The organism is Gulosibacter chungangensis (genome assembly GCF_008831155.1).
GTDB classification, from domain to species: domain Bacteria; phylum Actinomycetota; class Actinomycetes; order Actinomycetales; family Microbacteriaceae; genus Gulosibacter; species Gulosibacter chungangensis.
The window spans coordinates 121450-133952 of sequence record NZ_WBKB01000002.1; the positions used below are offsets into that span (position 1 = coordinate 121450).

At 60.3% G+C, this 12503-nt stretch carries 8 protein-coding genes; 6 read left to right on the forward strand and 2 right to left on the reverse strand.

All coding sequences use genetic code 11. From position 1 onward, the window contains the following. Positions 1 to 16 precede the first annotated feature (16 nt). From F8O05_RS03960 to def, 3 genes are read left to right on the forward strand one after another with little or no spacing between them, the layout of a single operon-like run. Entirely contained in the window at positions 17 to 3445 is a 3429-nt protein-coding gene (locus tag F8O05_RS03960; RefSeq protein WP_158051468.1) for a pyruvate carboxylase, read from the forward strand. A gap of 42 nt (positions 3446 to 3487) precedes the next feature. Next, entirely contained in the window at positions 3488 to 4918 is a 1431-nt protein-coding gene (locus tag F8O05_RS03965; RefSeq protein ID WP_158051469.1) for a mycothione reductase, read from the forward strand. Continuing rightward, on the forward strand, positions 4915 to 5406 hold the full coding sequence (def, locus tag F8O05_RS03970) for a peptide deformylase (protein WP_158051470.1): 492 nt from the start codon (positions 4915 to 4917) through the stop codon (positions 5404 to 5406). Before F8O05_RS03965 ends, def begins: the two co-directional genes overlap by 4 nt. Positions 5407 to 5529: 123 nt before the next feature. Here def and F8O05_RS03975 read toward each other — a convergent pair whose 3' ends face one another. Continuing rightward, a complete protein-coding gene (locus F8O05_RS03975; RefSeq protein WP_158051471.1) occupies positions 5530 to 7386 on the reverse strand; it encodes an AMP-dependent synthetase/ligase in 1857 nt (618 codons plus the stop codon). 276 nt (positions 7387 to 7662) lie between these two features. Here F8O05_RS03975 and F8O05_RS03980 point away from each other — a divergent pair, with 276 nt between their 5' ends. Further along, a complete protein-coding gene (locus F8O05_RS03980; protein WP_158051472.1) occupies positions 7663 to 8355 on the forward strand; it encodes a lysophospholipid acyltransferase family protein in 693 nt (230 codons plus the stop codon). 120 nt (positions 8356 to 8475) lie between these two features. Further along, positions 8476 to 9876: a class II 3-deoxy-7-phosphoheptulonate synthase gene (locus tag F8O05_RS03985; RefSeq protein ID WP_158051473.1), complete on the forward strand. Its 1401-nt coding sequence runs from the start codon at positions 8476 to 8478 to the stop codon at positions 9874 to 9876. Between the two features lie 128 nt (positions 9877 to 10004). Here the strand turns inward: F8O05_RS03985 and pknB are convergent, their stop codons facing one another. After that, on the reverse strand, positions 10005 to 12026 hold the full coding sequence (gene pknB, locus F8O05_RS03990) for a Stk1 family PASTA domain-containing Ser/Thr kinase (RefSeq protein ID WP_158051474.1): 2022 nt from the start codon (positions 12024 to 12026) through the stop codon (positions 10005 to 10007). Between the two features lie 90 nt (positions 12027 to 12116). On the opposite strand from pknB, the gene F8O05_RS03995 reads away from it, so the two are divergent. Then, the gene (locus F8O05_RS03995; protein WP_158051475.1) at positions 12117 to 12461 is read left to right on the forward strand and encodes an Rv2175c family DNA-binding protein; all 345 of its coding nucleotides are present in this window, start codon (positions 12117 to 12119) and stop codon (positions 12459 to 12461) included. The last annotated feature ends 42 nt before the right edge of the window (positions 12462 to 12503 follow it).

Consider the following 12503-nt stretch of genomic DNA (forward strand, 5'->3'; position numbering starts at 1 on the left):
CCAAAGGGGGCATCGTTTGTTCAAGAAGATCCTTGTAGCAAACCGCGGCGAAATCGCGATCCGTGGATTTCGTGCCGCAGTCGAACTGGGAGCCCGTACCGTTGCGGTCTACCCGTTCGAAGATAGAAACTCGCTTCACCGCCTCAAGGCTGATGAGGCCTATGAAATTGGGTCAGAGGGCTCGCCTGTCCAGGCGTACCTCAATATCGATGAAATTATTCGCGTAGCGCTCGAGAGCGGCGCCGACGCGATCTACCCTGGATACGGCTTCCTCTCGGAGAACGCCGAACTGGCACGAGCCTGTGCCGACAATGGGATCACCTTTATTGGGCCCTCGGCCGAAGTCCTTGCGAACGCAGGAAACAAGGTCCACGCGAAAGAACAGGCGATCAAGGCCGGCGTGCCGGTACTGAAGTCCTCGGCACCTTCGACTGATGTTGAAGAGCTCATTGCCGCGGCCGACGAAATCGGTTTCCCGGTCTTCGCCAAGGCAGTTGCCGGCGGTGGCGGTCGAGGGATGCGCCGGGTCGAGTCGCGGGAAGACCTCCGCGGTGCCCTCGAATCGGCCATGAAGGAAGCGAAAGCAGCCTTCGGTGATGACACGATGTTTATCGAACAGTGCGTGCTTCGTCCTCGACACATTGAGGTGCAGGTCCTCGCCGATAGCCACGGCGACGTGGTGCACCTCTTCGAGCGCGACTGCTCCGTGCAGCGTCGCCACCAGAAGGTCGTGGAGATCGCTCCGGCGCCAAACCTTGACCCGGAGCTCGCTCAGGCGCTTTACCGCGACGCTGTGGCCTTTGCCAAGTCGATTGACTACGTCAACGCGGGCACGGTTGAATTCCTCGTGGACACGGCTGGTGAGCGTGCGGGCGAGCACGTGTTCATCGAAATGAACCCGCGTATCCAGGTGGAGCACACCATCACCGAGGAAATCACCTCTGTGGACTTGGTGCAATCGCAAATGCGTGTCGCTGCCGGTGAATCGCTTGCCGAGCTTGACCTTACGCAGGACCAAATCTCCATGCGCGGTTCGGCGATCCAATGCCGTATCACCACGGAAGACCCGGCCCACGATTTCCGTCCCGACTCCGGCACGATCACGACCTACCGTTCGGCCGGTGGCTCGGGCATCCGCATCGACGGTGGGACGATTTCGACCGGTGCCGAGGTGCTGCCGTACTTCGATTCACTGCTGCTCAAACTGATCGCACACGGTCGTGACTTTGCCACCGCCGTCCAGCGTGGTCGTCGCGCACTGGCAGAATTCCGCGTCCGGGGCATCGCCACAAATATCCCGTTCCTTACCGCGGTGCTGGATGACGAAGACTTCCTCAAGGGTGACCTGTCGACCGGATTCATCGAGGAACGACCGGAACTCTTCCACTACCGCAAGCCCGGCGACCGCGCGACCAAGATGCTCAACTGGCTCGCCGATGTAACCGTCAACCAGCCCAACGGCGAGCGACCGACTTCCACCCGCGCGCGGACGAAGCTGCCAGAGGTCGAGTCGTTGCCAACCCCGCGTGGTGAACGCGACGCCCTGTTGGAATTGGGTCCCACCGAATGGGCTAAGGCGCTTCGGGCAGATCAGCGACTGCGTGTAACCGACACGACCTTCCGGGACGCCCACCAGTCGCTCCTTGCCACGCGTGTGCGTACGAAGGACCTGGTGCTGGCAGCGCCGTACGTTTCGAAGAAGCTGCCAGAGCTTGTCTCGGTCGAAGCCTGGGGCGGTGCGACCTATGACGTAGCCCTTCGCTTCCTAGGTGAAGACCCGTGGGAGCGTCTCGAGAAACTCCGGAAGACGCTGCCCAACGTCCCGATTCAGATGCTGCTGCGTGGTCGCAATACCGTCGGATACACCCCATCGCCGACTGAGATCACTAAGGCCTTCGTTGAGGAAGCCACCGCAACCGGGGTAGACATCTTCCGCATCTTCGATGCGCTCAACGACGTTGAGCAAATGCGCCCCGCCATTGAAGCGGTGCTGGAGACCGGTACCGCCGTGGCAGAAACAGCCATGTGCTACACCGGAAACCTGCTCGATCCGAATGAGGACCTGTACACCCTCGATTACTACCTACGCCTCGCCGAGCAGATCGTTGACGCGGGGGCCCACGTGCTTGCGATCAAGGACATGGCAGGCCTGCTGCGTCCCGCCGCTGCGAGCAAACTCGTTACGGCACTGCGTGAGCGGTTCGATGTGCCGGTGCACCTGCACACGCACGACACTGCGGGTGGTCAACTCGCGACGCTCCTTGAGGCAAGTCGCGCTGGCGTGGACGCAGTCGACGTGGCATCTGCGCCGATGAGTGGCACCACCAGCCAGGTTTCGATGAGCGCCCTGGTTGCGGCTCTTGAAGGCACCGACCGCGACACGGGACTCAACCTTGACGCGGTGACCGACCTTGAGCCGTACTGGGAAGCAGTGCGTCACATTTACGGGCCATTCGAGTCGGGCCTGCCGGGCCCCACGGGGCGCGTGTACCGTCACGAAATCCCAGGCGGTCAGCTTTCGAACCTGCGTCAGCAGGCTATCGCACTCGGCCTCGCGGACCACTTCGAGAAGATCGAAGACATGTATGAGGCGGCCGACCGCATCCTTGGCCGGATCCCGAAGGTGACTCCGTCCTCCAAGGTGGTTGGCGACTTGGCGCTGCACCTGGTGGCCGTCGACGCCGACCCGAAGGAATTCGAGGAAAATCCGGAGCGATTCGACGTTCCGGACTCCGTGATCGGCTTCCTCGGTGGCGAACTCGGAAATCTCCCGGGCGGCTGGCCGGAACCGTTCCGCACGAAGGCACTCGCTGGTAAGCAGGTGAACATTGAAGTCAAGCCACTGACATCTGTGGAGCAGGAAGGCCTCGCCGGAGACTCCGCGGCACGTCGGCAGACGCTGAACCGCTTCCTCTTCCCGCAGCCGAGTGCAATCTACGAGGACATCAAGGAACTCTTCGGAGACCTTTCGGTGCTCGATTCCATCGAATACCTCTACGGTCTTGAACAGGGTGAAGAGAAGCGAGTTCGGGTCGCCAAGGGCGTGGATATCTTCGTGACACTCGAAGCGATCGGCAAGCCCGACGAAGAGGGTAAGCGCACGGTGATGACCACGCTCAATGGTCAGCTGCGTCCGGTCCTGGTGCGTGACCGCAATGTGCAAGTGGACTCGGTCAGCCGTGAGAAGGCCGATTCGAGCAACCTCGGACACGTCGCAGCACCTTTCTCGGGCGTGGTGACGGTACGCATTGAACCGGGAGCCAAGGTCTCGCAGGGTGATCAGGTCGCCACGATCGAGGCGATGAAGATGGAGGCATCCATCACCGCTCCGACCGCGGGTATCATCGAGCGAGTGGTGCTCAACGCACCTGAGGAAGTCGACCACGGGGATCTGCTCGTGGTGATCCGTCCGGAAGAAGCGGGCGGGGCTGTCGTTAGCGAGTAATGTGCTCGCTGGTCATGGTCCTCGTCCACGAGAGTGAGGGCCATGACCAGCAGTACCGCGCCGATTGAGGAATTCGACCTCATCATCATCGGGGCCGGATCTGGAAACTCCATTCCAGCTCCGGAATTGAAGCACCTGAAGATTGCGATCGTCGATGATGGCCGCTGGTTTGGCGGAACCTGCCTCAACGCTGGGTGCATCCCAACCAAAATGTTTGTCCGTCCGGCCGACCTCGTGCGCAATGTGCGCGAGGCCGGCCGGCTCGGCGTTTCCACGGCTGAAGTCAGCCTCGACTGGGCGGCGGTGCGAGACCGGGTCTTTGGCCGAATTGACCCGATCTCGCAAAGCGGTGAACAGTATCGTGCCTCGGGCGAAGCGAATATCTCGCTCGTTCGGGAGACTGTGCGCTTTACCGGCATGCATGAGCTGACCACCGCATCCGGTCGCGTACTGCGCGCCACGCAGATTGTCATCGGTGGTGGCTCGCGGCCCCGCGAACTCGAGGTACTGCCCTTCGGTGAAACCGTATTCTCGAGCGATGATGCGATGCGCCTCGAGCACCTGCCGGAGCGGATTGCCGTCGTTGGCGGTGGCGTTGTTGCCGCAGAATTTTCCGCAATCTATTCGGGGTTCGGAGCGCACGTCACGCAGCTCAACCGATCCGAACTCTTCCGTGGCCTCGACCACGATATTGCCGAGACGTTCACCGAGGTGGGGTCGCGGAACTGGCAGATCCGCGCCGGCATAGAAATCACCGAGGCAAAGCAGACAGCCGCGGGATGGACGCTAACGCTGTCCGATTCGAGCACACTCGAGGTGGATGCGGTCCTCGTGGCCGTGGGCCGTGTCCCCAATAGTGACCGCCTTGCGACCCCGGAGGTTGGCTTCGACCACGAAGAAGACGGTCGGCTGTCGGTGGATGCTTATCAGCAGGTCCTCAAGAATGGCAAGCCGGTCGGGGGAGTATTCGCGCTCGGGGATATCTCATCGCCCCACCAGCTCAAACATGTCGCGAACCACGATGCCCGGGTGGTGGCGAGAAACCTCCTCGCCGAGGCACGCATTGCCCGCGGTGAGGATGCACAGCTCACCGAGAATACGCTCGGCCCAGTCCCATACACGGTATTTAGCGCACCCGAGATCGCTGTGTTCGGAATGAGTCTTCCGGAAGCGCAGGCCGCCGGGTATAAGGCCATCGAAGTACGCCAGGACTACGGCGGCACGGCTTGGGGATGGGCGCTGGAAGACGAAGACAGCTTCTGCAAACTGGTCGTGGAACGCGGCAGCGGCGTAATCCTCGGGGCACACATCATTGGGCCCGACTCGCCGATCCTATTGCAACCCCTGCTGCAGGCCGCGAGCTTTGGACAATCCATACGCGGACTTGCTCGGGGACAGTACTGGCCGCATCCGGCCGCCACCGAAATTATTGAAAACGCCCTGCTGCAGGCCGAGGAGGAAATACAGAAGTGACCGTTCGCGAGATCCGCTACTACGGTGATCCTGTGCTGCGCACACCCGCCGACCCGATTACGAAGATCGATGACAACATCCGCACGCTGGTGCGAGATCTGCTCGAGACTACCGACATGGAAGGGCGAGCCGGAGTCGCGGCACCGCAAATCGGTGTCGGCCTGCAAGCATTCAGCTGGCACATCGATGGCAGGACCGGGTACATTCTGAACCCGGTCCTGGAAGAAGTCTCCGGAGAACCCGAAGAGATCGACGAGGGATGCCTATCGGTACCCGGATTGTGGTTCAAGACTCAGCGCTATCCCTTCGCACGGGTACGGGGCATTGACCTGGAAGGTAAGGAAGTGGTGCTGGAAGGCGAAGGGCTGATGGCACAGATGCTGCAACACGAAACCGACCACCTCAAGGGCACCGTCTACGTGGACACCCTCGCCAAAGATGAACGCCGTGCTGCGATGCGGCAGATCCGGGAATCGGACTGGTTCTAACGGCGGAGTAATCGCCTCAATGCCCAAGACGGCACGAACCACAGGCAAGAATCAAGCGGGGCGGGTTGAGAGGAATACCTCTCGACCCGCCCCGCTTATTGCCTTGCAGTATGCCAGCGTTGGCTATTCCTTCGGCGAGCTACTGGTCCCCGCGTACATGCCGTCAATGACATCGGCGTAGCGTTCGAGCGCCACGTGTCGCTTCAGCGACAGCTTGGGGGTGAGCGTGCCATCTTCGACCGAGAAGACCGTGTCGAGAATTTCGAACTTACGAATCGACTCGGCACGAGATACCGACCGATTTGCTCGATCGATGAGGTTCTGGAGACGGTCACGAACCCGTGGGTGCTTGGCTGCCTCGGAGAGCGGCATCGACGCACTCAGACCCTGCAACTCAAGCCATTTCGGCAGCATTTCCGGGTCAAGGGTTATTAGCGCCGCAACGAAAGGACGCCCGTCACCCACCACCATGCACTCACCTACAATCGCGTCCGCCCGGATCTGATCCTCGAATATTCCGGGCGCCACGTTCTTGCCACCGGCGGTCACAATGATGTCCTTCTTGCGACCCGTGATGGTGATGTAACCCTCGCTATCGAGCTGTCCGATATCGCCGGTGTGGAACCAGCCGTCTTCGGTGAAGGCCTCCCGTGTCGCCTCTTCGTTTTTCCAATACTCGCGGAAGATATTGACACCCTTGGTGAGGATTTCACCGTCATCGTCGATGCGTACGGCGCACCCGGGCAGCGGTGGACCGACGGTGCCAATCTTGAACGCGCCCGGCAAATTCACCGAAATCGGTGCCGTAGTCTCGGTCAGCCCGTAGCCCTCGAGTACCTGCACGCCAAGAGCGCGGTAGAAATGACCGAGGAAGAGACCCAGTGGAGCGGAACCGGAGATAGCATGCGCCACGTTCCCGCCGAGCGTTTCGCGGAGCTTCGAGAAGACAAGTTTGTCGAAGAGCTTGTACTGGAGCTTGATACCGAGGGGGATTTTGCCCGTGTCACTCGCTTTGGACCAGGTCACGCCGACCTTCACCGCACGGCGGAAAATTTTCTCTTTGCCTCCGGCACTTGCCTTCTGGAGCGCCGAGTTATAGACCTTTTCGAATACGCGCGGCACTGCGAGTAAGAAAGTCGGTTTGAACGAACCCAAGGAAGGGACCAACTGGGTGGTGTCATTCTGGTGTCCGATTCGAATCCCGGAGGCGACCCCAATCACCGAAATTAACCTGGCGAATACGTGGGCGAGGGTGACGAAGAGGAGCGTGGAAGCGCCCTCACGCGAGACAACCTCCGCTAGCGGTGGCTCAATGTTCCGCGAGAGTTCCACAAAATTGGCGTGGGTAAGGACGGTTCCTTTGGGGCGTCCCGTGGTGCCCGCGGTATAGATGAGCGTGGCAATATCATCGCCGTTTGCGCTGGAGCGAGCCGCTTCGAGTTGCTCGTCAGTAACGGCTTTGCCTTCCTCACGAAGGTGATCAAGAGCACCGTCATCGAGCAGCCACTGCCATCGCAATGGCGGTTTCTCGCCCTCAATATTTTCGTAACGCGCAGCCAATTCCGGAGTCTGTGTGATCAGACCCTCAGCGCCGGAATCCTGCAGGATCCACTGCAATTGTGAAGAGGAATTTGTTTCGTACACGGGCACCATCACGGCACCCGCGTACCAGAGCGCGAAATCGACGAGTGTCCACTCATAGCTGGTGGTGCAGATAAAGGCGATCTTGGTGCCCGGGGTAATACCCGCGTTGATCAGGCCCTTGGCAATGTCGCGCACATCGGTGGCGAATTCGTAGGCGGTGATGTCGCGCCAACTGTCACCTTCCGGAACGGAAAACAGCGCCCGCTGCGGTGTGCGGGTCACTCGAGATTCGAGAAGGTCGGTGACATTGAGCTCAGGTGCGGGCTCGGCGACAGCGGGGGTGATCCACTCACGAACTGCTCCCGGGGAGAACGCGGTGGCTGGCGATTCAGTCATCGGTGCTTGGCCTTCCATCATCGGCGTGTATTCACGCGGCGTCCTTGCCAATCGGAAATACGATTCGCGGCGTCCTTGCCAATCGGAAATACGATTCGCGGCGGCCTTGCCGCTCTGTATAGCTACATCGTACTGGTCTAGCCTCGAAACAAGCGGTCAAGCGCACAATTGTGGTCAACGTGTCACATTTCCTTGGAGCACGCCACACTGGGGCGGAATAGGGGTCAGCGGCAATCGGTGGGTATGATGTGAGTCGCTCGACTGGAGGATCACCGCATGTTTTATTGGCTGCTTAAGCACCTCGTTGCTGGCCCGATAGCCCGGCGCCTCTTCCCGACCGTCGTTGAGGGCGAAAAGAATATTCCGGATAAGGGTGCCGTAATCCTCGCATCCAACCACCTTTCGGTGATCGATTCGTTCCTACTGCCGTTGGTAATCAAACGGCGCGTCAACTTTCTGGCGAAGTCGGAATACTTCACCGGTAAGGGCATTAAGGGTGCGTTGACGCGGTTGTTTTTCACCTCCACGGGAATGATCCCGATGGATCGCTCGGGCGGCAAGGCCTCGGAAAGCTCGCTTCGCACCGGACTTGAGGTTCTGGAACGCAAGGGATGCTTGGGAATTTATCCCGAGGGTACGCGCAGCCCGGATGCTCGGCTCTACCGAGGCCGCACCGGCATTGCCCGGATGGTCCTGGAAGCGGAAACGAACGTGCTCGTCGTCCCGGTGGTCATGGTCGACACCGAGAAAATTATGCCGATTGGTGCCAAGCGGCCGAAGATTGGCACGCAGATCGGGATCAAGATTGGTGAACCGATTGACTTCTCGCGATATCGTGGGATGCACACGAATCGGTTCATCCTCCGTTCAGTCACGGACGAAATCATGTCTGAGATCGCCAACATGTCGGAACAGGTCTATGCCGATGTGTACGCATCCAAGCTTCGTAAGGCCATTCCCAGTAGCTAGGTTCCCTAGCAAACAGGCGAGGAATACACAATTCCGCTCTGGCGTTACTGCGAAGACCGCCAGAGCATTTTGGCGTAGCAACAACACAACAAAACCAACCCGTAGAGAAATACGAGAAATATGACTATTACCCAGCAGCTCCAGCAACAGGTGAGTGCGGCAGCAGGTCTCGACAACTGGCGCGAACTTCCAATTCGCCAGCAGCCGACCTGGCCCGACCCTGAGGCTGCGAACTATGTGGTCAGTGAGTTGGGTAAGCGCCCGCCGCTCGTATTTGCCGGCGAAGTTGATCGCCTTCGTGACCGTCTCGCCCAGGCTGCCGCGGGGAACGCCTTCGTACTCCAAGGCGGCGACTGTGCCGAAACGTTCTCGGCTGCAACGGCGGACAAGATTCGCGGACGGGTATCCACGCTCCTGCAAATGGCGCTGGTGCTTACCTACGGTGCCTCGATGCCCGTCATCAAGATGGGCCGCATGGCGGGTCAGTTCGCCAAACCGCGCTCGAAGGACACCGAGACTCGCGACGGCGTAACGCTGCCCGCATACCGCGGCGACATCGTTAACGACTTCGCGTTCACCGAGGAAGCCCGCACGCCGAATCCCCAACGGATGCTTGACGGCTACCACGTATCGGCATCCACACTGAACCTCATTCGGGCCTTCACGACCGGCGGCTTCGCGGACATGCGCGAGGTGCACTCTTGGAACCAAGGCTTTGCTTCGAACCCAGCGAACGCTCGGTACGACATGATGGCGCGAGAGATCGATCGCGCTCTCAAGTTCATGGCTGCAACGGGGGCTGACTTCGAAGCGCTTAAGGAAGTCGAGTTCTACATCGCCCACGAAGGTCTGCTGCTCGAATACGAACGTGCTCTGACGCGAATTGACTCGCGTACCCAGCTGCCGTACGACACCTCGGCACACTTCATCTGGATTGGGGAGCGGACGCGGGACCTCGACGAAGCTCACATGGACTTCTTCTCGCGGGTGCGCAACCCCATTGGGGTCAAGCTCGGGCCGACGACCGACGTTGACACCATGAAGCGCATCATCGACAAGCTCGACCCTGAGCGCGAGCCGGGTCGACTCACGTTCATCACCCGCATGGGGGCCCAGAAGATCGGCGATGTGCTGCCGGGTCTGCTTGAGGCAATCAAGTCGGAGGACGCCACCCCGCTGTGGATCACCGACCCGATGCACGGCAATGGTTTTACCACCGAGCGCGGCTTCAAGACTCGTCGATTCGACGATGTGATGGATGAGGTCAAGGGCTTCTTCGCCGCACACAAGGAGGCGGGTACGCATCCGGGCGGCATCCACATTGAGCTGACCGGTGACGACGTCACCGAGTGCCTCGGCGGCTCGGAAGAGATTGACGAGGCGGGACTCGAGACCCGCTACGAGTCGCTCTGTGACCCGCGCCTGAATCACATGCAGTCGCTGGAGCTCGCGTTCCTGGTTGCCGAACTTCTCCAAGAGTTCCCGAAGGCCACCATCGTGGACGGCCAGGATAACTGGTAGTCACACGTCCAACACGAAACTGCCCCCGGCTACCGCAATCTGGTAGCCGGGGGCAGTTTCGTGCCGCGCTGTTGCGGCGCGAATATTGCTTAGGTGAATCCCGCTAATCGGCCTAGTGCCAATCTGGCCTATGGCTTAGTCGTGGAGGTCGGCGGCACATCACAGTTAATGTTCACGGCGGAGCCAAGCTCAGCCTCTTCACCCGCCGCTGGTGACTGCGTGGTCACCTTGCAGGTAGCGAGCTGGTCTTCAGTAACCCCGTGCACCACGCTAAAGCCGGCACCTTCGAGGGCTGACACCGCAGCGGCACCAGTACTGCCCTTAACATCTGGAACTTCAGCCATCTCTGGCCCGAGAGACGTGACAAGGTCAATTGTGTCGCCGGGACGTACCGGATCGGACGTGGCAGTTGCGCTGATAATGACGCCCTGAGGGACAGTCGACGAATATGCCGACCAGGCAAGATTTGCCACGAGGCCAGCATCCTCGAGCATATCGATCGCCACGGTTTGGCCATAGCCAGCAACCTGCGGTAGTGCACCCGCCGAGACCACCAAACGAATCGGTTCTTGCTCCGCCATCGTGACCGGCAGCGCTTCTCCGACTTCGTTCGTGCCGTAGAGGACGGTACCTTCCTCAGCATCCTCGTCGAACTGCAAAATATTGGTGTCCGCGTCGTAGGTGAAGCCCGCAGTTTCGATGGCCGCCGCCGCATCCTCGACCGAGAGTCCGCTGAGCGCAGGAACGGTAAGCACCTCGGGGCCAGAAGAAATCACCAAGTCGATCACCGACTCGGGCGCGAGCCGGGTATCAGGACCGGGGCTCATGGAAATTACGGTGCCCACGGGGGCCTCAAGCGAGCTTTCTTCAGTAACGTCGCCGACAAAGAACCCGCGGGCGGTAATTTGCGCCATGGCTTCCTGCTGGGATTCGCCAATCACCGCGGGTGCCGCGAGATATGAGCCCGGCCCGAAGCCTTGCCACCAGCCAATAAAGGCAGCGAACACGACGAGTACCGTGACCACCGCGGCCGCAATCAGCCCGGATCGACGCTTCTGCCGGTTGATTTTCTCTAACCGCACCGCAGCGTGCGTGCTCGTGGCGGAGGTGGATTCCTCGTGCCGCATCGCCGTGAGTACCTCTGGGCCGAGCGCATCCGCAATCCGCGAGGGATCGGTCGGGGTCGTGAGGTTTTCCCAATCTGGGTCGGCAGTTTCGCTATGGGTTTGTGCGAAGAGTTGAGTGTTCGGGTCGGTGGCTACCGGAACGATGCGCGTCGCCGGGGGAGCGGTTGCGGTATCCGAGGCGACGATGTCGCGTTCGGCCTGCCGCAGCGCGGCCAACATGGCACCGGCATCCGCGGGGCGATCTTCTGGATCACGTTCGGTGGACCATACGACGAGGTCATCGAGTTCGCGGGGGAGATCAGGCTGCTTTTCACTCGGTGGAGGCACATTGTCGTTCGCGTGGCGATAGGCAATATTGACGGGCTCATCACCGCGGTACGGCTGCTCGCCAACGAGCATCTCGTACATCATGATCCCAGCGGAATAGATATCACTGCGCACATCCGCGGTGCCTTTAGTGACGAGTTCGGGCGCGAGGTAGGCGATGGTACCGAGGAGCACGGAGCCGGATGCGGTATTCGAAGTCGCAGCGCGGGCAAGACCGAAGTCGGAGAGCTTGATTCGGCCATCGTCCGCGAGGAGAACGTTCTCCGGCTTAATGTCGCGGTGGATGATGCCCTGCCGGTGCGCAACCTGAAGGCCCGCCAGCAGCGCATCCATAATGTCGATGGTTTGCTCCACAGTTAATCGATGGTGATCGTGGAGCAGGTCCCGCAGCGTGATGCCGGGCACATATTCCATGACGATATAGGCAAGACCTTCATCCTCGCCCTGGTCATAGACATTCACAAGATTGGGATGCGCGAGGCGGGCAGCGGCTCTGGCCTCCCGGATGAATCGCTCGCGGAAGGCGTCATCCGCGGCGAGGTGATCGTGCATGATCTTGATGGCAACCCGACGCTCGAGACGCAGGTCAGTGGCGACGTAGACCGTGGCCATCCCACCGCGCGCGATAAGAGAGCGCACTTGATAGCGGCCGTCGATGAGACGTCCGATCAATGTGTCCGGGTTGGCAGGGCTCACGGATTGCAGGTTAGTCCTAACGTCGTTGAATATTCGATTGAAACTCCGAGCCGGTACGCAGGAAGCGCTGGGATCTGAGAACATTGAAAGGTGTCAACGCAATACTCAACCACTGAATGGTTCTCACTACCCGAAGCGGCGAAGGAGCTTGGTGTTTCTTCGGGTCGTCTCCACCGGCTCCTGGAAGACCGATACCTTCTCGCAGTGAAGCATGAAGGAGCCCTTCGTGTTCCGAAGCTATTCATCAAGAATGGCGAACCCTTGGCCGGACTTCGCGGCACACTCACCCTGCTCTCTGACCACGGGGTCGTCGACCACGAGGCCATGGAATGGTTGTTGAGTGAAGACGAAGTACTCGGGGTGACCCCGACTCAAGCCCTGCATGAAGGCCGCAAGTCGTCGGTCCGCCGCTCAGTACAACTCCTCGCGATTTAGGTCTCGCGCTGTAGTCACGAAGTCCGATTCTACTGGGGCCGC